General features: G+C 58.4%; 21 protein-coding genes. 11 read left to right on the top strand and 10 right to left on the bottom strand.

Translation table 11 applies throughout. The features are described from left to right. Window positions 1-10: 10 nt before the first annotated feature. Window positions 11-1,018: a lycopene cyclase family protein gene (locus WG939_RS00690; protein ID WP_339981575.1), complete on the bottom strand. Its 1,008-nt coding sequence runs from the start codon at window positions 1,016-1,018 to the stop codon at window positions 11-13. Window positions 1,019-1,043: 25 nt separating this feature from the next. On the opposite strand from WG939_RS00690, the gene WG939_RS00685 reads away from it, so the two are divergent. Continuing rightward, entirely contained in the window at window positions 1,044-2,672 is a 1,629-nt protein-coding gene (locus WG939_RS00685) for an ABC-F family ATP-binding cassette domain-containing protein (RefSeq protein WP_339981573.1), read from the top strand. Window positions 2,673-2,960: 288 nt separating this feature from the next. On the opposite strand, the gene WG939_RS00680 is transcribed toward WG939_RS00685, so the two are convergent. From WG939_RS00680 to WG939_RS00670, 3 genes are all read right to left on the bottom strand, one after another. Beyond that, the gene (locus tag WG939_RS00680) at window positions 2,961-3,623 is read right to left on the bottom strand and encodes a CPBP family intramembrane glutamic endopeptidase (protein WP_339981571.1); all 663 of its coding nucleotides are present in this window, start codon (window positions 3,621-3,623) and stop codon (window positions 2,961-2,963) included. Window positions 3,624-3,741: 118 nt separating this feature from the next. Then, window positions 3,742-5,109: a PFL family protein gene (locus WG939_RS00675; protein ID WP_339981570.1), complete on the bottom strand. Its 1,368-nt coding sequence runs from the start codon at window positions 5,107-5,109 to the stop codon at window positions 3,742-3,744. A 9-nt stretch (window positions 5,110-5,118) separates the two neighbouring features. Continuing rightward, a complete protein-coding gene (locus WG939_RS00670) occupies window positions 5,119-5,388 on the bottom strand; it encodes an ACT domain-containing protein (RefSeq protein WP_339981569.1) in 270 nt (89 codons plus the stop codon). Between the two features lie 56 nt (window positions 5,389-5,444). Between WG939_RS00670 and WG939_RS00665 the strand changes: the two genes are divergently transcribed. Both WG939_RS00665 and nagB read left to right on the top strand, forming a co-directional pair. Next, window positions 5,445-5,699, top strand: a complete 255-nt coding sequence (locus WG939_RS00665; protein WP_339981567.1) for a PLDc N-terminal domain-containing protein — start codon at window positions 5,445-5,447, stop codon at window positions 5,697-5,699. Window positions 5,700-5,776: 77 nt separating this feature from the next. Beyond that, window positions 5,777-6,556 (top strand): glucosamine-6-phosphate deaminase, encoded by a 780-nt coding sequence (nagB, locus tag WG939_RS00660; protein ID WP_339981565.1) that lies wholly within the window; start codon window positions 5,777-5,779, stop codon window positions 6,554-6,556. Here the strand turns inward: nagB and WG939_RS00655 are convergent. The 3 genes from WG939_RS00655 to can all read right to left on the bottom strand — a co-directional run bounded on the left by WG939_RS00655 (window position 6,529) and on the right by can (window position 10,776). Further along, window positions 6,529-7,254 (bottom strand): glutamine amidotransferase, encoded by a 726-nt coding sequence (locus tag WG939_RS00655; RefSeq protein ID WP_339981563.1) that lies wholly within the window; start codon window positions 7,252-7,254, stop codon window positions 6,529-6,531. The genes nagB and WG939_RS00655 overlap by 28 nt on opposite strands. 27 nt (window positions 7,255-7,281) lie before the next feature. Further along, complete coding sequence (locus tag WG939_RS00650; protein ID WP_339981561.1) at window positions 7,282-7,863, bottom strand: TetR/AcrR family transcriptional regulator; 582 nt, start codon at window positions 7,861-7,863, stop codon at window positions 7,282-7,284. 102 nt (window positions 7,864-7,965) lie between these two features. Further along, window positions 7,966-10,776: an aconitate hydratase gene (gene can / locus WG939_RS00645; RefSeq protein WP_339981559.1), complete on the bottom strand. Its 2,811-nt coding sequence runs from the start codon at window positions 10,774-10,776 to the stop codon at window positions 7,966-7,968. 279 nt (window positions 10,777-11,055) lie between these two features. Here can and WG939_RS00640 point away from each other — a divergent pair, with 279 nt between their 5' ends. From WG939_RS00640 to WG939_RS00630, 3 genes are all read left to right on the top strand, one after another. Next, a complete protein-coding gene (locus WG939_RS00640) occupies window positions 11,056-11,544 on the top strand; it encodes an Rv1476 family membrane protein (RefSeq protein WP_339981557.1) in 489 nt (162 codons plus the stop codon). A 399-nt stretch (window positions 11,545-11,943) separates the two neighbouring features. Then, on the top strand, window positions 11,944-13,635 hold the full coding sequence (locus tag WG939_RS00635; protein WP_445227842.1) for a DIP1281 family NlpC/P60 protein: 1,692 nt from the start codon (window positions 11,944-11,946) through the stop codon (window positions 13,633-13,635). A gap of 25 nt (window positions 13,636-13,660) precedes the next feature. Beyond that, window positions 13,661-14,719, top strand: coding sequence for a ferrochelatase (locus tag WG939_RS00630; RefSeq protein ID WP_339981553.1), 1,059 nt, complete (start codon window positions 13,661-13,663; stop codon window positions 14,717-14,719). Here WG939_RS00630 and WG939_RS00625 read toward each other — a convergent pair. Then, window positions 14,716-15,504 carry a hypothetical protein gene (locus WG939_RS00625; protein WP_339981552.1) on the bottom strand — a complete coding sequence of 263 codons (789 nt, stop codon included), beginning with the start codon at window positions 15,502-15,504 and terminating at the stop codon, window positions 14,716-14,718. The genes WG939_RS00630 and WG939_RS00625 overlap by 4 nt on opposite strands. Before the next feature lie 52 nt (window positions 15,505-15,556). Here WG939_RS00625 and WG939_RS00620 point away from each other — a divergent pair, with 52 nt between their 5' ends. From WG939_RS00620 to WG939_RS00610, 3 genes are read left to right on the top strand one after another with little or no spacing between them, the layout of a single operon-like run. Continuing rightward, window positions 15,557-16,393: a DUF3097 domain-containing protein gene (locus WG939_RS00620; RefSeq protein WP_339981551.1), complete on the top strand. Its 837-nt coding sequence runs from the start codon at window positions 15,557-15,559 to the stop codon at window positions 16,391-16,393. A 38-nt stretch (window positions 16,394-16,431) separates the two neighbouring features. Further along, window positions 16,432-16,860 (top strand): NfeD family protein, encoded by a 429-nt coding sequence (locus WG939_RS00615; protein WP_339981549.1) that lies wholly within the window; start codon window positions 16,432-16,434, stop codon window positions 16,858-16,860. Next, entirely contained in the window at window positions 16,861-18,048 is a 1,188-nt protein-coding gene (locus WG939_RS00610; RefSeq protein WP_339981548.1) for an SPFH domain-containing protein, read from the top strand. Here the strand turns inward: WG939_RS00610 and WG939_RS00605 are convergent. Continuing rightward, window positions 18,020-18,619, bottom strand: coding sequence for a MarR family transcriptional regulator (locus WG939_RS00605; protein WP_339981547.1), 600 nt, complete (start codon window positions 18,617-18,619; stop codon window positions 18,020-18,022). The genes WG939_RS00610 and WG939_RS00605 overlap by 29 nt on opposite strands. A 10-nt stretch (window positions 18,620-18,629) precedes the next feature. Continuing rightward, window positions 18,630-19,325 (bottom strand): TVP38/TMEM64 family protein, encoded by a 696-nt coding sequence (locus tag WG939_RS00600; protein WP_339981546.1) that lies wholly within the window; start codon window positions 19,323-19,325, stop codon window positions 18,630-18,632. Between the two features lie 261 nt (window positions 19,326-19,586). Here WG939_RS00600 and WG939_RS00595 point away from each other — a divergent pair, with 261 nt between their 5' ends. Together WG939_RS00595 and scpA are read left to right on the top strand one after the other, a co-directional pair. After that, the gene (locus WG939_RS00595) at window positions 19,587-21,443 is read left to right on the top strand and encodes a methylmalonyl-CoA mutase family protein (protein WP_339981544.1); all 1,857 of its coding nucleotides are present in this window, start codon (window positions 19,587-19,589) and stop codon (window positions 21,441-21,443) included. Between the two features lie 6 nt (window positions 21,444-21,449). Then, window positions 21,450-23,657: a methylmalonyl-CoA mutase gene (scpA, locus tag WG939_RS00590; protein WP_339981543.1), complete on the top strand. Its 2,208-nt coding sequence runs from the start codon at window positions 21,450-21,452 to the stop codon at window positions 23,655-23,657. The last annotated feature ends 65 nt before the right edge of the window (window positions 23,658-23,722 follow it).

Raw genomic sequence — 23,722 nt, 5'->3', positions numbered from 1 at the left:
GTCCCTCGACCTAAAGGTCGGGGGATTTTTGCGTTGTCAGAGCCTTTAAAATCGCCATTTTGGTTCCAAGGCTAACCCTCGCGAAAACCCACGCCATGCCCGCCAGGGTGCCGCCTAGATCACCAAGGGTGAGGAAGCGCGCATGAAACGGAGACAACAACAGCGCCCGCAGCAGCTCCTGGAGCTGTAATGGCTCAAGCTTCAGCAGCACAAGCTGGAGTCGCATCGCAAGCGCCCTGTCTAGCTTGAAGCGGGGAGTGCGCCACGGCAGCTTACCCTCACCCCACAGCGCATCCAGTGTCGGCTCCGCCATGCTTATCGACGTGCCAAGGCTGAAACCCGAAATAGGATTAACAAAGCCCGCTCGTGCGCCATACCCAAGCGCTGGTCCAGGGGAGTCGTGCCCAGCTAATGAGATGGATACGCGCTCGACCCCTCGGACTTCTGTGTCGGGAAATCTCTTTCGTAGCTTGTCTTCCAGTACTTCCCACGCAACCGGTTCATCGATAGCCAGATACGTTTCCTCCACCAGATGACCGTTCCGGGTAGGGAAGCTGTACAGGAAAGAATCCGTGCCGAAGTCCATCCATGTCTGCGGGCCGTCATCGAGGAACCACCCCAGTGCCTGCTGAAGCGGTGGAGTGGGTGCGAGACCCCGCGCATCAACCACCACATCTGCCATGTACTCCTGGCCACCTGCGGTGACGTGGTTGGCTGACAGCACGTCTCCGGTAGCCCTTAAAACTTCGAAATCAAGCAATTGCTCGCGCCATGCCTTGCTGTCCACGATGCCGTATTCCCGGTCGAGACGGTATCCCAGGCCACCGAAACGCACGCTGGGATAGCAGCGGTGGGCCAGGGGGACGTCGACAAGCTCGTCCACCCAACCACCGTAGGTTGCAGACCACGTTGTCACTGGGTCAATACCGAGAACACGAAGACCACGGGCAGTAGCGCGGTGACCGAGGTAAGCGCCGGCGGGGCCGAGGCCAAGGATGATCATGTCGTAGGCGGTCATACTCAACACGCTATACTGACCTGCTGTGATTGTCACCGAAGATTTGGAAGTGCGCGTCGGCGCCCGCACCCTGCTCAACGCCCCTGGCCAGCACCTACGCGTGCAGCCCGGCGACCGCATCGGTCTGGTTGGTCGAAATGGTGCAGGCAAAACCACGACCATGCGCATCCTCGCAGGTGAAGGCGAGCCATACGGTGGCAAGGTGATTCGTTCCGGCGAGATCGGCTACCTGCCACAGGATTCCCGCGAAGGCAATATTGAACAGACCGCGCGCGACCGTGTGCTCTCTGCGCGCGGGCTCGACCGGATCAAGGCGTCGATGGAGCGCCAGCAGGAGCTGATCGAAACTGGCACCGACGCAGAGCGTGACCGCGCAGTGAACAAGTACTCCCGGCTGGAGGAGCAGTACTACTCGCTAGGCGGTTACGAAGCCGATGCTGAGGCAGCCCGCATTTGCGACGCCCTCGGCCTACCGGCACGCATCCTGGACCAGCCACTGAAAACCCTGTCCGGTGGTCAGCGTCGCCGCGTTGAGCTCGCGCAGATCCTCTTCGCAGCGACAGCAGGTTCGGGTCGCTCCCAGGTCACCCTGCTTCTTGACGAGCCCACCAACCACCTCGACGCAGATTCCATCACCTGGCTGCGTGACTTCCTCAAGAAGCACGAGGGCGGCCTCATCATGATCTCCCACGACGTTGAGCTTCTCGACGCCGTCTGCAATAAGGTTTGGTTCCTCGACGCCGTCCGTGGCGAAGCCGATGTCTACAACATGGGTTGGAAGAAATACCTCGATGCCCGAGCCACCGACGAACAGCGCCGGCGCCGCGAACGCGCCAACGCCGAGAAGAAGGCAGCTGCCTTGAAGCAGCAGGCAGCGAAGCTCGGCGCAAAGGCAACCAAGGCCGCTGCAGCAAAGCAGATGCTGGCACGCGCGGAGAAGATGGTTGCCTCGACGGATGAGCTGCGTCAGGCAGATAGGGTGGCACACATCCAATTCCCAGAGCCAGCTCCGTGTGGCAAGACACCACTGAACGCTACCGGGCTAACGAAGATGTACGGGTCTCTGGAAGTCTTTGCCGGCGTTGACCTTGCAATTGACAAGGGTTCGCGTGTGGTCGTGCTGGGCTTCAACGGTGCAGGTAAGACCACTTTGCTGAAGCTTCTTGCCGGCGTTGAACGCACTGACGGCGAAGGCGGCATCGTTTCCGGCCATGGCCTGAAAATCGGTTACTTCGCTCAGGAACACGACACCATCGATCCGAACAAGTCCGTGTGGCAGAACACCATCGAAGCCTGCCCAGACGCGGGGGAGCAGGACCTACGCTCCCTGCTCGGCGCCTTCATGTTTAGCGGCGAGCAACTCGATCAGCCTGCAGGAACTCTGTCCGGTGGTGAGAAGACCCGTCTCGCGCTGGCATCGCTGGTTTCTTCTCGCGCGAATGTCCTGCTCCTGGACGAGCCGACCAACAACCTGGACCCACAGTCCCGTGAACAGGTCCTGGACGCGCTTCGTACCTACACGGGCGCAGTCGTTCTCGTCACTCACGACCCGGGAGCCGTCAAGGCGCTAGAACCTGAACGCGTCATCGTGCTTCCGGACGGCACGGAAGATCTATGGTCGGACGAGTATATGGAGATCGTGGAGCTGGCTTAGTGGAAGAATCGGCTATTCTAAAGTGGTGCATTGACGTTTTGTCAGAAGGCGAAATTCGCGACCACAATTTGTTGGCACGCTGTGAGGCTGTGCGTCATCAGCCCTCCAAATACAGATCACCGTCCGCCAGCGCCTACAGCCTCTCCCCAAATGATCAGTAGTAGATACGATCGTTAAAAGCTGTTTCGATCAGATAAGTACGGGAATCGTGCGACAGACAAGCGTGCTTGGTTTTCCAGGCCCAGCTAGGGCACAACACAATATGAGCGTTGATGAGCGCCTAACATGTTACCTGTAGAAGAGACCAAGCAAGCTGGAACCGAACACATCCGCGAGCGCATGTGCGACGATCAGCGGGTAAAGAGTACCGAGACGCGTATACGCAGCGTAGTAGAACAAACCTGCGCCGAGACCAATACCTGCTGCGGTAGGCAAGCCCATATAGGTGTGGAAGCTCGTCCTCACCGCAATTGAGTACCACAAAGCGCGTACTCGATAACGCGTGGCAACGCACAGGCAAACACCTAAAAAGAAAAGCTCCTCGTAAACAGAGTTGAGGGCCGAGTAGCCCAACAAACTTGCTGTAACAGGTGAGGAGGCGGCGTCCTCGCCAACGAAATCAACGAATTGCTGTAGCACCGTGTAGTAGATGTCGAACATCGCTCCAAGGGCTAGAAAAATCCCTGCCCCCTGGAGGCTACCGCGCCAGGTTGGGGTCAGCTTCCACTGCGCGAAATCGAATCTGCGCAGGGCAAGGTAGCCCATACTAGCTGCAAGCATGACGCCTTGTTGCACCAAGGCCTGGACGTTATTGTCCGAACTAAACTCTACATATGGGGTCGCCTCTCCACTTAAAAGCGTCAAAGTGGAGGAGGCGATCGGCGCTCCGAAAAGCAGTGCGGTGACCGCCCCAATGTCGAACCAACGCAGGTGTTTACGCTTCTGACGCACCCACTCTCCTTTAACCTCAAGTTAACCTAAATTTATGTTATCGGAAACCATTGGTAATAGCGAGAACAGGTCTAGACAGCAGTAAGACACGATGGCTCAAACAGCGAAGAAAGGAAATTCAGTTCCTAAACCCATGCACCGGCGCTGGAATATAGCCACCACGCTGGATGAACTGGGCGTTGCCCACCATGTTGACCGGAATTACTGGTGCGTAGCCAAGTAGGCCGCCGAAGTTCACCTCGTCGCCAGGCTGGGTGCCTGGAACTGGGATAACGCGGACTGCGGTGGTCTTATGGTTCATGATGCCGATGGCGGATTCGTCGGCGATCATGCCGGCGATGAGTTCGGCGGAGGTATCGCCAGGGATTGCCACCATGTCAAGGCCGACGGAGCAGATGGCGGTCATTGCCTCGAGCTTGTCGATGGAGATCGAACCAGCACGAACTGCGTCGATCATGCCCTTGTCCTCGGAGACCGGAATGAAGGAGCCGGAAAGGCCACCGACACGTGAGCAGGCCATCATGCCACCCTTCTTCACGGCGTCGTTGAGCAAGGCGAGCGCAGCGGTGGTGCCGTGGGTGCCGACCTGGTCCAGCCCCATCGCTTCGAGAATGTTAGCCACGGAGTCGCCAACCTCAGCGGTTGGGGCGAGGGAGAGATCGACAATGCCGAATGGGACACCCAGCCGCTCGGACGCCATGTTGCCGACGAGCTGGCCAGCGCGGGTGATCTTGAAGGCAGCCTTCTTGATTTCCTCTGCAATCTCGTTCAGGGAAGCGTCGGCAGGCATGCGCTCGAGCGCGCGGGCAACAACACCCGGACCGGACACGCCAACGGAGACGACGCAGTCTGGCTCTTCAATGCCGTGGAAAGCACCGGCCATGAACGGGTTATCGCCGACGGAATTAGCGAAGACCACCAGCTTGGCGCAGGCGATGGCGCTGCGATCCTTGGTCAGGGCAGCGGCGTCCTTGATGACCTGACCCATGGTTGCAACAGCATCCATGTTGAGACCAGCGCGGGAGGTACCGACATTGACAGAGGAGCAGACATGCTCGGTAACGGTGAGCGCTTCTGGGATAGCCTCAATCAGGCGACGATCGCCAGAGGACATGCCCTTTTCCACCAGAGCGGAGAAGCCACCGATAAAGTTGACACCGGTCTCCATTGCCGCACGGTCAAGCGCCTTTGCGAGCTCAACTGGATTTCCCTCGACAGAAGCCGCGAGAAGAGCAATCGGGGTGACCGAGATGCGCTTGTTAACGATTGGAATGCCCAGCTCGCGCTCGATACCTTCCACGGTGGATACCAGGTCCTTAGCCTGCGTGGTGAGGCGGTCGTAGACGGCCTGGCAGGTTTCTTCCATGGTGCCACGCACGCAGTCCAGGAGGCTGATGCCCATCGTCACGGTACGAATATCGAGCCGGTACTGCTCGATCATTTCGATGGTGTCCCAGATAGCTTGGCTACGTTGTGCAAAACTCATAGCAGCCTCCTAGATATCGTTCGTTGCGGTAAACAGTGCTTCCGACTGAACGCGGATTGCTAGGTTTTCCTTTGCGCCGACAGCAGACATCCGCTCCTGCAGCGTGGTGATGTCAAGCTTTGCATCGTCAAAAGCGACGTGGAGGATCATGGTGAAGTAACCCTCCATAATGGTCTGGGAGACGTTCTCAATGTTGACGTCGAGCGCAGCTAGCTCGGTGGCTACGGCTGCAATAATGCCGGAATGGTCTGGACCGGTAACAGAGATAATCGCATACATGCATATTATTTTAGCGCTGCGGCCGCCCACATAGGACCGGGGCTAGAGTGGACGGTATGAAAATCGACATCAATCGCATTGACCGCGACGGTATGACGAAGCTCCAATGGTCTGACCTGGACCAATCTGCCAAGAATTGGATCATCGGCATGGGCATCTACGAGGTCCTCGAAAAGCTCGTGGCCTGGCACTTCATCTACCACACCCCGAAGGAAAAGACGCGCGGGTCCAAGTGGATGTGGTTCGCCTTAAGCTTCGTCAACTTTGTTGGCCCACTGTCCTACGCAATTTTTGGACGCAAGCGGGGGTAGTGCCACCGGTCCAATGCCGCTCCTGCCAAAATGAGAAGGTCACAACAAAAACTCAATTGGCTATTTATGGAGCGGTCATGGATATCTTCATTAAGGAATCTGCCGAAGGCGTCGCAAAGCTTGCGGCCGACATTTTGGGCAACTACGCGACGCGCGGTGCGGTCCTAGGTTTGGCCACCGGGTCTACTCCGCTGCCAACGTATCGCGAACTTATCTGCAGGTTCCAGGCTAAGGAACTGAGCTTCAAGGATTGTTCGTCGTTCTTGTTGGATGAGTACATCGGCCTTCCGCCTGAGCACGAACAGAGCTATCACCGCTTCATTCGCGACAACTTCACTCATCACATCGACATTGATGATGCTGCCGTGCACAGCCCAAACGGAATGGCCGACGACGTTCATGCCGAGGCAGCACGCTACGACGCCGCCATCACCGCAGCTGGTGGAGTTGACTGTCAGCTCGTTGGCGTTGGCGCAAACGGCCACATCGGTTTCAATGAGCCTGCCACGTCTTTGCAGTCTCTGACGCGCGTCGAGACGCTGCACCCCAAGACCATCGCAGACAATGCGCGTTTCTTTGACGGCGACGAGTCGCAGGTTCCGGTACACGTTCTCACGCAGGGGCTCGGCACGATTTCCCGAGCAAAGCACGTGCTGCTGCTTGCCACCGGCGCGCACAAGGCACAGGCGGTGAAGGCACTGGTAGAAGGCCCGGTCTCCGCATTCTGCCCGGCATCGGTGCTGCAGTTGCACAACCATGCCACCGTCATCGTCGATGAGGAAGCAGCGCAGCTACTCGAATACTCCGAGTACTACCGATTCGCAGCCTCTCACTTGGACGACTTCGCAGCGCAATAGGCCACAAAGTTCGCCAAAATCCGATTGGCGTAGCGTGTATCCATCCGGTGGATCCGTTCGACGATCCGGTCGAATTCGCCCGGATCAAAATAGCCATAGTCAAGGTAGAAACGCATCCTATTTTCCATGCCCAGGGGATCCATTTCCGCGTGGAACTGGCAGGCCCACGTTTCACCCGGCAGCCGGTACATCTGCGCAGGGCAGGTGGGGCCGGTAGCAAGCAACGTGGCTTTGGCTGGCAGCTTTTCGACGTTTTCCGTATGGCCCGTCAACGCCTCGAAACGCTGCGGCAGTCCTCGTAGCAGGGGATCGGTGCGCCCTGCTCCAGTGAGTTCGACGATCGTTGGACCCGCATCTTCTGCATACGCACGGCTAACGCTTCCGCCCAGGCTATGACTTAGCAGGCTCGAGCCGAAACAGACAAACATCTTCGGAATGCTGCGGTCCAACAGGCTGAGTAGCTGCTGGTGAACGTAAACCTGCACGTCACTGTAGTGTGCATCGGAGATGTTAAAAGGGCTACCACCGATAAAGATGCCCTGGTAACCGGACACGTCTGGCAGTCGTGCTGTAAACGAATCAAGGACGACGTGATCCAGTTGGCTGCGATTCAGCTTTGTGGCCATGAGGAAGTCACGGTACTCCGACGCCAGAATATCTTCACCGGAGCGTGCTGAGACCAACAGAAACTTAAACATACCGCTTAGTCTAGTTGATATAAGCGGTCAGAGGGCCTTTTTCACGTCTTTGCGACGAACGGAGGCTTCCACAAGGTCGAGCACGGGAGAAAAGGCTTCGGTATCTTCACCTGAGGCCAGTTTTGCGGTGAGACCGTCAAACATAGTCTCCAGGAAGAGATAGAGAACTTCTGGGTCGACATCCGTGCGCATCGTGCCGGCGTCAGCATTGGCCTGAAGGCGGCGCCGGATGGCGTCGTCAAGCACGGCCTGTTGCTCCTGCCACCGCGCGCGGAAGGCGGCGTCAGTCCGGAGGAGTCGCGTGATCTCAAGGCGGGTGGATAGCCACTCGTACCGATCGGGGTCTGCGAGCATGTCCCTCATTACCTGTACCAAGCCGTTTTGGGCCACTGTCTCGGCCATGCGCAAGGCGTCTTCTCGGCCGATCTCCAGGAACAGAGACTCTTTGTCCGCGAAGTGATGGAAAATGGCGCCTCGGGACTTACCGGTGGCTTCTTCCAAAAGGCGCACGGTGGCGCCCTCGTAGCCATGCTCGGCAAAGCACTTGCGGGCGCCCTCCAAGATTTCGTGGCGACGCTCGTTCAAAGCTGCGCTGCTCACCTTGGGCATTCGCGCTCCTTCGCGGTCAAAAGTATTGAAAAGAAACTGGGGCCGCGCGCCTTCGCGCGCAGCGAAAACGAACACAGCCCCAGTTAAGTGATCGAAAGGGGATTAGCCCTTGATCATGTTGCGCAGCACGTACTGCAGGATGCCACCGTTGCGGTAGTAGTCAGCCTCACCCGGGGTGTCGATACGGACGACAGCGTCGAACTCGACCTTGTCGCCGGACTCCTTGGTAGCGGTGACGTGAACCGTCTTAGGGGTCACACCGTTGTTGAGCTCCTCGATGCCTTCGATGTCGAAGACTTCGGTGCCGTCCAGGCCCAGGGAAACGTGGGACTCGCCAGCTGGGAACTGGAGAGGGATAACGCCCATGCCGATCAGGTTGGAACGGTGGATACGCTCGAAGGACTCGGTGATAACAGCCTTCACGCCGAGCAGGTTGGTGCCCTTAGCAGCCCAGTCACGGGAAGAACCGGTGCCGTACTCCTTACCAGCAAGGACGACCAGCGGGATGCCGGCTTCCTTGTAGTTCTGGCAAGCGTCGAAGATGAAGGCCTGCTCGCCACCCTTGGTGAAGTCGCGGGTGTAGCCACCAGCGATGTCAACCAGCTGGTTCTGGAGGCGGATGTTGGCGAAGGTACCACGCATCATGACCTCGTGGTTACCACGACGGGAACCGAGGGAGTTGTAGTCCTTGCGCTCAACGCCATTGGCGTCCAGGTACTGAGCAGCTGGGGTGCCTGGCTTGATGGAGGAAGCAGGGGAGATGTGGTCGGTGGTGACCGAGTCGCCCAGCTTAGCCAGAACGCGTGCGCCCTTGATGTCCTTGACAGGAGCTGGCTCGAGCTCCATGCCGTCGAAGTAAGGGGCCTTGCGGATGTAGGTGGACTTCTCATCCCACTCGAAGGTCTTGCCCTCTGGGGTTGGGAGGTTCTGCCACTGCTCGTCGCCCTTGAAGACGTCAGCGTAGTCAGCTTCGTAGAGCTCGCGAGAGATTGCCTGCTCGATGGTTGCTTCGATCTCTTCGGTGGATGGCCAGATGTCCTTCAGGAAGACGTCGTTGCCATTCTGATCCTGGCCGAGGGCCTGGGTCTCGAAGTCGAAGTCCATGGTGCCGGCGATGGCGTAAGCGATGACCATGATTGGCGAAGCCAGGTAGTTCATCTTTACGTCAGGGGAGATGCGGCCTTCGAAGTTACGGTTACCGGAGAGAACTGCGGTAGCTGCGAGGTCGTTGGCGTTGATTGCCTTGGAAACCTCGTCTGGCAGTGGGCCGGAGTTACCGATACAGGTGGTGCAGCCGAAGCCGGAGAGGTAGAAGCCCATGGCCTCCAGGTCCTTCCAGAGGTCGGCGCGCTTGTAGTAGCCGTCGACAACCTGGGAACCAGGTGCACAGATGGTCTTAACCCATGGCTTTGCCTTCAGGCCCTTTTCAGCAGCCTTGCGGGCGATGAGGCCTGCGCCGATCATCACGGATGGGTTAGAGGTGTTGGTGCAAGAGGTGATGGAAGCGATCGCAACCATGCCGTGGTCGAGGGTGTACTCGCCGCCCTTAGGGGAGGTCACGGTGATTGGGTTGGATGGGCGACCAACGCGGCCGATTGCAGCGGACTCGCCGTTGCCAGCCTGGGAAACGTTGAGGTCGGTGACCTGTGCGGAGGTCTCCTCCATAGCTTCACCTTCAGCCTCCATGCGCTTTGCAGGCAGGGACTCGTCGGTGCAGACTTCGTCGGAGGTGTAGTTGGCCAGATCCTTGCGGAACTGCTCCTTTGCCTCGGACAGCAGGATGCGGTCCTGTGGGCGCTTAGGGCCAGCGATGGAAGGAACAACGGTGGACAGGTCGAGCTCGAGGTACTCGGAGTAGGTAGCCTCTGGAGCGTCCTTCTCCAGCCACATGCCCTGAGCCTTGGCGTATGCCTCGACCAGTGCGCACTGCTCTTCGGAACGGCCGGTGAGGTGCATGTACTTGACGGTCTCCTCGTCGATCGGGAAGATCGCACAGGTGGAGCCGAACTCAGGGGACATGTTGCCGATGGTGGCACGGTTTGCCAGTGGGATGGACTTAACACCGTTGCCGTAGAACTCGACAAACTTCTGAACAACGCCGTGCTCGCGGAGCATCTGGGTGATGGTCAGAACGACGTCGGTAGCGGTGACGCCTACTGGGATCTCGCCGGTCAGCTTGAAGCCGACGACGCGAGGGATGAGCATGGACACTGGCTGGCCGAGCATTGCGGCCTCAGCCTCGATGCCGCCGACACCCCAGCCCAGGATGCCCAGGCCGTTTTCCATGGTGGTGTGGGAGTCAGTACCGATACAGGTGTCTGGGTAAGCCAGGCCCTCGTTGTCGAAGACAACGCGAGCGAGGTTCTCGATGTTCACCTGGTGGACGATGCCGGTTCCTGGAGGAACAACGCGGAAGTTGGAGAAGGCCTTGGAGCCCCAACGCAGGAACTTGTAGCGCTCTTCGTTGCGCTCGTATTCAATGTCAACGTTGGTCTTCAGCGCGTCCTTGGAGGCGAATGCCTCGACAATGACGGAGTGGTCAATGACCATCTCAGCTGGGTTCAGTGGGTTGACCTTGTCTGGGTCGCCGCCGAGAGTCTTGACAGCTTCGCGCATGGTAGCGAGGTCAACGACACAAGGAACACCGGTGAAGTCCTGCATCAGAACGCGTGCTGGGGTGAACTGGATCTCGATGCTTGGCTCTGCAGAGGCATCCCAGTTAGCAATAGCGTTGATGTGTTCGGTGGTGATGTTTGCGCCATCTTCGGTGCGCAGGAGGTTCTCGCCGAGAACCTTCAGGGAGTATGGCAGTTTCTCCATGCCTGGCACAGCGTTCAGAGCGAAGTAGTCGTAAGACTTGTCGCCAACCTGAAGGGTGCTCTTGGCATTGAAGGAGTTCTTGCTTTGCGTCACAGTCAGCTCCACTTCCTATGTTTATGGGTGAGTAAACGAGAGGTCCTAAAACATCGCTTGCAGACAGCTTAACAGTACGGGCGTTCTGTTGGGAGTAACGACGCGAACATGCCCCCAATGGGGGAGCCAAAACAAAGTCAGAAACTCCCTATATGCCTGTCCATCTACCAGGGTACGTGGTTTCCGAATGAGCTTCAGGCGCGCCGTCGACAAGCAGGGCGAATGTGACGCTAAACTCTCCGACATCCCGACCATCATGCAAGGAAGGCCCCTAAGCCGATGACTGTAGAAAACATCGACGTCAACTCGCTCCGCGACCAAATCAACGTCGATGCCGTAGCCATTGGAACAGTGGGACAGGACTACCCAGGGCTCGAGCAGGAGCTGATCGACGTTAGCAGGCACGGAGTCGAGACGGGCTTCGGGCGAACTGCCTTTGTCATCCTTGATCACACCCCGGCAGGTGTGGCCACTACTCGGGATGTTGCTCAGGAATTGCTCAATACGACTGACTTTGACACAGTCATCGTGCGGGCACCGATCTCGGGAGCTATTGTGAGCCGCGATTACTCGCGAGCTGCTATCGAGTCGGCCCAGTATGAGTTCCTGGGAGACCCAAACATCGCGCCGGCTGCTCGTACTTTTATCGACACACTGAACCATCAGACTTATCCGTGGGCAATCATCAATGTCGTTATTGCGTTGGTAGTTGCGGTCGCGGTGCTTGTTTCCGTCTATTTTGCCTGGAAAGTCAAGTCTGCAAACTAGAACTTATCCACTCCACCGCAAAGCAATCACGAAATTCCGCCCGGTAACGACACGCTGCCCAACCTAAAATGTGACATATTTCACATATGTAATCATTTCGCAATGTTTTCGCAGGCTAGCCCCAAAATGAAAGTCATGGGGCTAGCCTTTACTTGTGTGACTAATGGGTCGAGAGTATTCCTTTTGGGCGTTTGTAGCCTATTGTTTTGAGTTGTCAGCTCATGAGTTCTTTTGAGTCCATGGGTTAACACAAGCAACAATCGCTGATGTGGGGAAGCATTGCGCGGTTATCAAGTTGTGAAGGTTGACTCCTGGCGATCTTGTGGGCTGCTACAGCAGTAGGTTCGGTCATCATCGCCAACGCGCTGTCGAAGCAACCAGTGTTTCGGCGGTGGTGGAATGGAGTTTCTCGTGGCATCACATCAGGCATCGCCAGCACACACGCATGCAGCAAAGTCCTGGCTGGCAGCAGCGGCGTGCTGCGCCTCTCTCGGCAGTGGCGTCGCCGTCGCTCAACCGACGCCTCCACCGAACCCGTCCGACGCGGAGATCACCGCGGCGCAGAACGCAGTGGCAACAGGCAACGATGACGTCGCACGCCTGGCAACTAGCCTGTCTGCAAAAGAGGCGGAGGTAGCCAAGCTCGAAAACGAGATGGGCGGTCTCCGCGAAGCCGTCAATAAGGCTATGGTCGACCTTCAGAGCGCTCGAGAAGAAGCAACGAAGGCCCGCGATGAAGCTAACGCTGCGCGCGAGGATCTGAACAAGACCCAGGAAGACATCGAGAAGGCACAAGCCACACTCGACGAAGTATCCCGGTCGGCCTACCGTCGCGGATCTGGAAATAGTGCTGTTGCAGGTGCCGCCGGCACCGCCAATACCGAAGATGCTTTGGCCCGCCAGACCTACTTGCGTCAAAATGCAGCCAAACAGCGCGCAGCTATTGAAGAGCTGGATCGACTTCGCACTGAAGCCGCCAACAAGGAATCAGTTCTCCGTGAAAAGCAGATTATTGCCGAGCAGCGCGAGAAAGAAGCCGAGACAGCAGAGCAGAACGCAAAGTCTGCACTGGACACCAACACTGCGCTGCTCAACGAGCGCAATGGTGAGCACAAGAAGCTCGTCGAAGAGCGCAATCTGGCTAAGGCACGCCTCGAGGCGGCCAAGGCAAACCAGGGCACGCTAGACAAGCAGCGCAAGGAGTACCAGGACTTCGTCAAGGCAGAGGAGGAGCGTAAAGCCGCCGAAAAGGCTGCCGCCGAGGCTGCTGCTGCAAAGGCCAAGGCTGAAGAAGAGGCACGCGCAAAGGCCCAAGCTGAGGCAGAAGCCCGTGCTCAAGCTCAGGCTGCTGAAGAAGCGCGCCGTGCCGAAGCTGAACTGAAGGCTAAGCAGGCTGCTGAAGCTGCTGCTGCAGCGCAGGCAGAGGCCGAGGCGAAGCAGCGTGAGGAATCCGAAACTGTTAGCAAGGAACAGGCTGCCATCGCAGCCGCTGCAGCAGCAGCTGCCTCCCTCGCAGCTGCCCAGGCTTCGGAGGCTCAGGAGCCTGCCACACAGACAGCACCTGGTGGTGTCTTCGGTGAAGACGACTATTTGAACCTCGGCGGTGACACCGGAGCTAGCCCGGCGCCTAGCGTCTCCAAGCCATCGACACCAGCCGCATCTGGCAGCCGCGCTGAGATGATCGAGACCGTCATCGCTCGCGCAGAGTCTCAGCTCGGATTGCCATACGCATGGGGCGGTGGCGATGCCAATGGCCCAACCCGAGGCATCCGGGACGGTGGCGTCGCTGACTCCTACGGCGACTACAACAAGATCGGTTTCGACTGCTCTGGCTTGACGCTTTACGCATTCGCAGGCGTGGGAATTGAGCTGCCACACTACACCGGCTACCAGTACCAGCGTGGCACCCAAATTCCGACCAGCGAAATGCAGCGCGGTGACCTGATCTTCTACGGCCCTAATGCTGAGTACCACGTCGCGATCTACTTGGGTGACGGCATGATGATTGAGGCACCACAGTCCGGCTCCGTCGTTTCGATAAATCCGGTTCGATGGAGCGGCATGAGCCCTTATGCGGTGCGCCTGATCTAGTTGAGGGTGCGCTAACCTGATCCTCATGACATCTACGAAGGATCTGCTCTCAGGCCTGCCTTTCGACGCACTTCTGGTGCTGTCGTTTGGTGGGCCTGAAGGCGTTGCAGACGTCCGCCCATTCATGGAAAACGTCACGAGAGGCCGTGGAATCCCACCAGAGCGTCTCGACGAAGTCTCGGAACACTACTACAACTTCGACGGCATCAGCCCACTCAACGGCCTCAACCGTGAGATCATTGCGAATCTTCAGTCCGCGATCCCTGACCTGCCCATCTATTTCGGTAACCGCAACTGGCATCCTTTCGGAACCGAAGCTGCCGAGGAAATTGCGAAGGCTGGCCACACCAATGTGGCGGTCTTTTCGACGTCAGCGTGGGGCGGATACTCCGGCTGTCGCCAATACGATGAAGACATTCAGGTGATCCGAGATCATCTGGCTGAGCAAGGTCTGCCGGACATTACATTCACCAAGTTACGGCAGTTCTTCGACCACCCGTTGTTCATCCAAACAAGCGCCAAACATATTCGTGAGGCCTTCACCACCGTGGGCGACGATGCCCGTCTAGTCTTCACCGCGCATTCCATCCCAATTGCTGCCGACGAAGCCGCCGGAACACCAGAGGATGGCGCGCTGTACTCTCGTCAGGTTGCCGAGGCCTCTCAGCTGATCGCTGCTGAACTAGGAGTAAGTGACTACGACCTCGTTTGGCAGTCACGATCAGGTGCACCTCATATCCCGTGGCTCGAACCGGATATTGTCGACCACGCTGAAGCTCTCTCGGCCATGGGTATTAAGAAGCTGGTTGTTTACCCAGTCGGGTTCATTTCTGACCACATCGAGGTGGTGTGGGACCTCGACACTGAATTGATGAACGCAGCTGAAGAATTGGGCATGACGGTTGTTCGCGCAGCTACCGTTGGACCTACCGCTGAATTCACCCAAATGCTGGTGGAGCTCCTGGCCGAACACGCCGGGAACACCGAAGCCCGCTCACTCGGATCTGTGCCAGTCCGCGGTTGCACCATCAACGGCGCTCCTTGCGCCGAAAACTGCTGCGTCCCAGCGCGGCGACGCCACTAGTAGGTGCTGCTTGGCCCGTCGTTAAGGCGAGCCAGTTCGGCAGCTGCATAGGCGACGCCCGACATTCGCGCTAACCTGACGTGACGCATGAGCGGCAGCACATGAGGGTCGAAAGATGCGCCGCCGACATGAGTCCCCACGGTTTCGATGATGGCGGCGACCCGGTCGGCGCGTGCAAACAGCTTTGCTGCTCGTGGTGGTGTGCAGAACGGCAGGCCCGGGGTGTCGTAGAAATCCGACAATGTTCCCACCGTGAGGCGCGGATTGTGTAGGTCAGCCTGACGAACGCTGCTGCTGGAAATAAAGTCGGCTGCAGCGCGGGTAGCATCCGCAAGGAGCAAGTCGGCTTCGCCCGGCGAAAGATAGGCTGGCGCAGGGGCAGCCTCATGCTCTTCAAAATGCTGGAACCCCATGACGCCATCGCGCCAATGGACTGGAACTAACACGTGGTGGCTGAAAGTAGACTCACCAGGAAATACCAGAGCGCCGTGTCCTGCAGCTTGCGCCGCGCGATAACTCTCCGAGCCCGCGCGCAAGCCAATGGCTTCACCTGGGCCTGAAAGCACCAGACGCACAACCGGGTCCGTGCTGGCAAGGTGAGCTTCCCCCAGACGCCTCACAAGCTTCAACAGCTCCAATTGTGCTGCGGGTTCATCCGGGTCAGTACCGATCAAATACGTTCGCCCACCCAGCTCATCAAGAGCGTCGATGCACTCATCTGCGGATATCTGGCCATGCAGCCAAGCTGCGAACCAGACGGCAATATTTTGGAGCGGGGAGTACACATGCGCGCGGTGATCCATAATTCGTCAAGGCTACCCGATAGGCTGTACACCCATGAGTGATCCATACGCAGGCGATATTTTCTCTGGTCATTCCCGCACCAAAAAGCCCGTCTACCCGACAGTTCCTGCCGAGCCAGGCCTGGTAGTTGAAGTACTTGGCGATTCTTTCGTCGGCGCCGTCGTTGGATTTGAGCGAACCTACGACGGTGACTTTGTCTCCTTGGAGGATCGACACGGAGTCAAGCGACTATTTAAGCTGATGAACGGTGGTTTCCTGGTTGAGGGTCAGCGGGTTACTCTAACCCGATACGTGCCTAAACAGCAGCCTGCTCGATCCAAATCCGGCTCCGTACGAGTCGCGAATGTAGAAGCTAAGGTAGCTGCACCATCGCGCATTTGGGTCGAAGGTATCCATGACGCAGCGATCGTAGAAAAGGTCTGGGGTCACGACCTACGCGTCGAAGGTGTTGTCGTCGAGTACTTGGAAGGCCTCGACAACCTTCCGGAGCGCCTCGCAGAATTCCAGCCAGGCCCTGGCCGTCGCGTGGGAGTTCTCGCTGACCACCTGGTTGAGGGCTCCAAGGAAACACGACTGGTTGCAGAGGTAGGACCTCATGTCTTGGTCACCGGCCACCCATTCATCGATATTTGGGCTGCCGTCAAGCCTCAAAAGCTCGGTATGCGGGCCTGGCCGGAGGTTCCTTACGGTGAGGACTGGAAGACAGGCATCTGCAATCGGCTGGGCTGGTCCGACCCGAAAGAGGGCTGGAATCGCGTCTACAACGCAGTCGAAAGCTTCCGAGACCTCGATCCGACACTGATCGGTGCCGTCGAAAAGCTTGTGGACTGGGTGACGGTCCCGGAACTAACTAAAGAAGATTTTCGATAAGAAGCCGTCACCGCAGGTAATTAGGTAGGTTGGTGGGTGTGGGTTCCCTTGTCTGGTTTATTGTCGCGCTGCTACTAGCCACCGCTGAGTTGCTTGCTGGCGAGTTCACCATGCTCATGCTCGCCGGGGCCGCTCTGACAACGGCTGGGGTCGCGCTTTTCGACGTCCCAGTCTGGGCCGAAGTGGTGTGCTTCGCGATATCTGCCCTCCTGTTGTTGGTCTTCCTCAAGCCGTACCTCAACAAGCACCTTAAGTCCGCTCCAGTGCTAGATACCTCGGTGAAAGCGCTGGAGGGCACGAACGCCCAAGTGCTTGAGCGAGTGACCGGCACTGACGGCCAGGTCCGGCTCGATGGGTCCATTTGGTCGGCACGCAGCATAGATCCCACCGTCTCCTTTGAAGTAGGGGAGTCAGTCAATGTAGTCAAGATCGATGGCGCAACCGCCGTCGTGTGGAAGGAGCTGTAGATGCCGGGGATAATTGCCCTTGCCGTCATTTTGCTCTTTGTGGTGATTGTGCTGGTCAAATCGATCGCGTTGATCCCGCAGGGAGAGGCAGCCGTCATTGAACGGCTGGGTCGCTACACGCGCACTGTCTCAGGTGGCATTACTTTGCTGGTGCCGTTTATTGACCGCGTCCGTGCCAAGGTCGATACGCGTGAGCGAGTCGTTTCATTCCCACCACAAGCAGTGATCACGCAAGACAACCTCACCGTTGCCATCGATACAGTGGTGACTTTCCAGATCAACGATCCTGCGCGCGCTATTTACGGCGTTGACAACTACATTGTGGGCGTCGAACAGATCTCTACCGCAACGCTTCGCGACGTCGTAGGTGGCATGACGCTGGAAGAAACCCTGACCTCTCGCGAGGTCATCAACCGGCGACTGCGTGGCGAGCTTGATGCAGCCACTACGAAGTGGGGCCTGCGCATTTCCCGCGTTGAGCTTAAAGCCATTGATCCACCGCCATCGATCCAGCAGTCGATGGAAAAGCAGATGAAGGCTGACCGCGAGAAGCGTGCGACGATTCTCGCAGCTGAAGGCCAACGTGAGGCCGACATCAAGACCGCGGAAGGCGAGAAGCAGGCGAAAATCCTGGCTGCCGAGGGCGAAAAGCACGCCATGATTTTGGCCGCCGAAGCCGAGCGTCAGGCGATGATCCTGCGAGCGGAAGGTGAGCGTGCCGCCAAGTACCTCAAGGCACAGGGTGAAGCGCGCTCCATCCAAAAGGTCAACGCTGCAATCAAGGCTGCGCAGCTTACCCCTGAGGTTTTGGCTTACCAATACCTGGACAAGTTGCCGAAAATGGCACAAGGATCTGCGAACAAGACCTGGATCATTCCGAGCCAGTTTGGAGACTCATTGGAGCAGTTCGCCAAGGCCATGGCCAAGAAAGACGATGAAGGCATCTTCCGTTATGAGCCACCTGCTGTCTCTGAGGAGACCAAGGACATGGCTTCTCAGGACGATACCGAAGAGTGGTTCAACACTGATTCAGATCCTGAAATCGCGGCCGCAGTTGCTGCAGCGAATGCCGTAGCGAATAAGCCGGTTGATCCGGAATTGCCAGCTACACCGCCATCGCCACCGGCTCCGCCAGTAACTGGCAACGGTGAGCTAAACGCTATTCCGCAGTTCCCTCAGCAGCCCTAGCAAGGAGATTGACCGCTAGCTGCCAGCCGGCAGTTTCAGCATGCCACCCAGCCGCCTGTAGGCGCTGTGACATCGCCTGCTTGGTGATGCCCAGCTCCTCGGCGGCTTCATTTTGGTTATAGCCACGTCGCATGTATGAGGTAGCCTCTCGGCCTTCCGCACTGCGCTTGCTCAAAACTGTCGCGAGCAGCAGGAAGCAGGATGCGATGTCCATTCCCCAGCGATCAGCCACTTCTTTTGCGCCCCGTTGGGCCTTCACCTTCACTTTGACGGTTCCAATGCGCGCCCGAGAGCCTAAGGCACTGCCGGCGAGCTTCTTTACTTGTTCATCGCCCGCTTTCACCGTTGCTGGGATGATGCCGATGCCCACGGCCCATTCCCCAGCAGAGAGCAATGCCATGGTGGTATCGGCGACTGCCTCGGGTGTGTCGATGACAGCACAGATATCCTCAACACCGATGACATCGAAGGTGCCGACACCTTCCAAGGTAGAGAGCGCTTCGGCAGATCGCGCAACCAATTCTGCGCGACGTACAGCGCGACCTCGATACCGGGCATGAATCGCAAACATACCCTAAAGTCTACGCTTTAGCCTTGACTGGCAGCAATAGATCTACCCCGATCCCAATGAGTCCCAGCACTCCAAGGCAGCCCAACAGCACGAGGGCTCCCTGCCCATTGCCGGACGTTAAGGAATCACCGAGCAAAACGCCAATGATCGTCGAAGGCGCAGAGCCAAAGAAGGTGGCGATGACGAAGTCTCGGCGCCGAACTGGCGTGACCACACAGGCGTAATTGAGTACCGAAAACGGCAGTCCCGGAATCAGGCGCAAACAGAAGACCGATAGCCAACCACGGTGCTCCAACCTCTCGGTGATTTTGGCGAGCGACTTGTGCCGCCCTTGGCTGCGCGCCCAACGCTTGACCAAACTATCGCCAGCCAGTGGATCGTCTTGGTCGACGCCCAAGAGTGCCCGCAACATAGTTATCGATACCGTTGCGGCCACCGTCGTCGAAAGGAGTGCAACCATCACACCAACTACCGGGCCAAACAGCACCCCTGATGAAACAGTGAGCGCGGTACGCGGAATAGGGAATTGGGTCACCAGGATGTAAAGCATAGAAAATGCGACAACACTCATCGGCCCCAACGCCGCGTTCCACCGCCGTAGCTGGTCAAGCGTCGGCACATCGACGGTGGTCGCGAGGATCAGCCCGACGGCGAGAAAGGCGACGAAGGCCAACTCACGCCATCTCTTACGGATGAGTGTCTGCACGAAACTTACGCTAGTCCCCGTTAGTGCGGGTGTAGTGTATCCCCCTCCGATATGTTCCTGCTGGCTGCGAATTTGGCTATGGGAGGGGAGTGAATCAACAAAGTCGCCCGGTCTAGCGCGGTCCTAGCTACACTTGAAGTGTAATTGTGAGCCAGATTGCGACCAATATGGTTCATAGTGACATTTAATGTGAACTAATGGCGACCCGTTCCGCGAATTGGTTTCGGCTTCGGGTTCAAGCACAAGGGGAGAAGGTCCGTAGTGACTGATGTACAGTCTGACGCGGTAAACACCTCGCTGCCAGCTGATTTTGCTGATAATCAGCAGGATTGGTACAAGGCAGTTGCCAAGGTGTTTGCACGTGTGCAAAAGAAGGACATCGCGGATGTTCCAATGGACGTGTGGACTCGACTCATCCACACCACCTACGAGGGCATCGATGTCAATCCGCTCTACACCCGCGCAGATGAGCTGGCAGAAGTCTCTGCGCCTGGCGTATTTCCTTTCACTCGCGGCGGCGTAGCCTCTGATGCCGAGCGCATCGGATGGGGCGTTACCGAAACCTTCGGTGGCGAGCTCTCTGGCACCGCTGGCGATGCTGCAGCAACGAACAAGGCAATCCTCCACGCTATTAACAACGGCACTTCGGTCATCGTCGTCGATCTGACTGCTGGCCTGCAGGTTTCTGACCTCGCCACCGTCTTGCAGGGCGTACTGCTCGAGCACATCGAGATCCGTGTGATCGCAGCCGGAGCTGCCAAGGAAGCCAGCGACGAGCTGAAGAAGCTGGCAGAATCCGCTGGCGTCGCCAATAAGGCCCGCTTCGAGATTTCCATGTCACCACTGACCAGCAAGGACATCGAGCTTGCGGATGCCGTGGCTGTGGCCGTCGATAATGCAGCGTGGTCCGGCAGCGTCCGCACCCTGCTTGTCGACGCGGTAGCCTTCTCCAACCAGGGCGCGACCGACGCTCAGGAAGTTGGCTTCGCACTCGCCACCGGTGTTGCCTACGTCCGCGCACTCGTCGCTGCCGGCCTCACCACTGAGCAGGCGCTCGGCCAGATCGCTTTCCGCTTTGCCGCAACTGATGATCAGTTTGCTCAGATCGCAAAGTTCCGTGCTGCTCGTACTCTGTGGGCTCGCGTCGCCGAGGTACTCGGCGCACCGGAAGCTGGACTTGCACCGCAGCACGCACTGACCGCGCCAGTGATGTTCTCGCAGCGTGACCCATGGGTCAACATGCTTCGCGTTACTGTTGCAGCTTTCGCAGCTGGTGTGGGTGGCGCAACCGACGTTGAGGTGCTGCCATTCGACAACGCAATCAAGGGTGGCCTGCAAGGCACGTCCCGCGTGTTTGCATCCCGCATTGCTCGCAACACGAACCTGTTGCTGCTGGAAGAGTCTCACCTCGGCTACGTGGTCGACCCAGCGGGTGGCTCGTTCTTCGTTGAGTCGCTGACTGAGCAGCTCGCGGAGAAGGCATGGGCTGCGTTCACCGCAGTTGAGGCTGCCGGTGGTGTTGAGAGCGCTGACCTGCAGAAGGAACTGGACGCTTCCTTCGAGAAGATGCGCTCTGATGTCGCTCACCGCATCAAGAAGGTTACCGGTGTCAACGAGTTCCCTAACCTCGGTGAAAAGGCGTTGCCAGCTGAGCAGCGTGTCGAGGCTGAGAACATTCGCCGTTGGGCTGCCGAGTTCGAAGCGCTGCGCAACCGCTCCGATGCTTTCCTTGAAGCCAACGGCAAGCGCCCGCTGATCGGCCTGATTCCAATCGGCCCGCTGGCCAAGCACAACGTTCGCACTGGTTTCACCGCCAACCTGCTGGCTTCCGGTGGCATTGAGTCCGTGAACCCTGGCCAGGTCACGCCAGGCACCGACGAATTCATTGCTGCCGCCAAGGCAGCTGACATCGTGGTGATTTGCGGTACCGACCAGGAGTACGAGGCAACTGGCGCTGACGTCGTGAAGGCCCTGCGCGAAGCGGGCGCAGGCACCATCCTGCTCGCCGGCGCAGAGAAGTCCTTCGCTGACGCCGCTGACAAGCCGGACGGATACGTCAACATGAAGATCAATGCGGCGTCGACCCTGTCCGACCTGCTGACCAAGCTGGGAGCGTAAGGAAACATGACTACTATCCCGAATTTCGCTGAAGTTCCACGCACCGCCGACGCAGCAGCCAAGACTGACGCGCCAGCTGCGTCCACCGCGGATCAGGTGTGGGCAACCCCAGAGGGCATCGATGTCAAGCGCGTCTACACCCGCGCTGACCGTGATGCTGCAGCTGAGGCGGGCCACCCGCTCGATTCCTTCCCAGGTATCGCACCATTCATGCGTGGTCCTTACCCGACCATGTACACCAACCAGCCATGGACGATTCGCCAGTACGCTGGCTTCTCGACGGCTGCTGAGTCCAACGCCTTCTACCGTCGCAACCTTGCCGCTGGTCAGAAGGGCCTGTCGGTCGCATTTGACCTGGCAACCCACCGTGGTTACGACTCCGATAACGAGCGCGTTGTCGGTGACGTCGGTATGGCAGGTGTCGCCATCGACTCCATCCTGGACATGCGCCAACTGTTCGAGGGCATTGACCTCAGCAGCGTGTCCGTGTCCATGACCATGAACGGCGCTGTGCTGCCGATCCTCGCGCTGTACATTGTGGCAGCAGAGGAGCAGGGCGTTGCCCCTGAGCAGCTCGCCGGAACCATTCAGAACGACATTCTCAAGGAGTTCATGGTCCGTAACACCTACATTTACCCACCGAAGCCTTCGATGCGCATCATCTCGAACATCTTCGAGTACACCTCGCTGAAAATGCCTCGTTGGAACTCCATTTCCATCTCCGGCTACCACATCCAGGAAGCTGGCGCGACCGCCGACCTCGAGCTCGCCTACACGCTTGCCGACGGCATCGAGTACATTCGCGCCGGCCTGGACGTTGGCCTGGACGTTGACAAGTTCGCACCTCGTCTGTCCTTCTTCTGGGGCATTTCCATGAATACCTTCATGGAGATTGCGAAGCTGCGTGCTGGTCGTCTCCTGTGGAGCGAGCTGGTGGGTAAGTTCGATCCGAAGAACCCGAAGTCCCAGTCGCTGCGTACCCACTCCCAAACCTCTGGTTGGTCGCTGACCGCACAGGACGTCTTCAACAACGTGTCCCGTACCGCGATCGAAGCTATGGCTGCGACCCAGGGCCACACCCAGTCGCTCCACACCAACGCGCTGGATGAGGCACTGGCTCTGCCTACCGACTTCTCCGCACGTATTGCTCGTAACACCCAGCTGCTGCTGCAGCAGGAGTCTGGCACGGTGCGCCCTGTCGACCCATGGGCTGGTTCCTACTACATTGAGTGGCTGACCAACGAGCTGGCCAACCGTGCCCGCAAGCACATCGAAGAGGTCGAAGCTGCTGGCGGTATGGCTCAGGCTACGATCCAGGGCATTCCGAAGCTGCGCATTGAGGAGTCTGCAGCTCGTACCCAGGCACGTATTGACTCTGGCCGCCAAGCGCTCATCGGCGTGAACAAGTACATCGTGGAGGAAGACGAAGCGATTGAGGTTCTCAAGGTTGAGAACTCCAAGGTTCGTGCCGAGCAGCTGGAGAAGCTGGAGCGACTGCGCGCTGAGCGCGACGAGGCTGAGGTTCAGCGCACCCTTGATGCTCTGACCGCAGCGGCTGCCACCGAAGAACGTGAGGCAGGCGACCTGGAGTCCAACCTGCTCAAGCTCGCGGTTGACTGTGCGCGCGCCAAGGCTACCGTTGGCGAAATCTCCATGGCTTTGGAGAAGGTCTTCGGCCGCCACGAGGCTGAGATCAAGACCCTGTCCGGCGTCTACAAGGACGAGGTCGGAAAGGAAGGCACCGTGTCTAACGTTGCCAAGGCCATCGCTATGGCCGACGCTTTCGAGAAGGAAGAGGGCCGTCGTCCTCGTATCTTCATCGCGAAGATGGGCCAGGATGGTCACGACCGTGGCCAAAAGGTCGTCGCATCCGCCTACGCCGACCTCGGCATGGACGTGGACGTCGGACCTCTGTTCCAGACCCCTGCGGAGGCAGCTCGCAGCGCTGTCGACGCTGACGTCCACGTCGTGGGCGTGTCCTCCCTCGCCGCCGGCCACCTGACCCTGGTGCCTGCGCTGAAGGAGGAGTTGGCCAAGCTTGGCCGCGAGGACATCATGATCATCGTCGGTGGCGTCATCCCTCCTGGAGACTTCCAGGAGCTGTACGACATGGGCGCTGCCGCGATCTACCCTCCAGGAACGGTCATTGCGGAGTCCGCAATTGACATGCTGACCAAGCTGTCGGCAAACCTCGGCTTCGACCTCGAGGTCTAGTTTCAACCACGCCAGCGGCGTACGGGCTCCTCGCAGCTTGTGCGCCGCTGTGCTTTATCCGCTTC

Source organism: Corynebacterium sp. H130, from assembly GCF_037572395.1.
GTDB lineage: Bacteria > Actinomycetota > Actinomycetes > Mycobacteriales > Mycobacteriaceae > Corynebacterium.
Note: the sequence above shows the minus strand (reverse complement) of the source record. Positions and strands in the feature narration are given on the sequence as shown.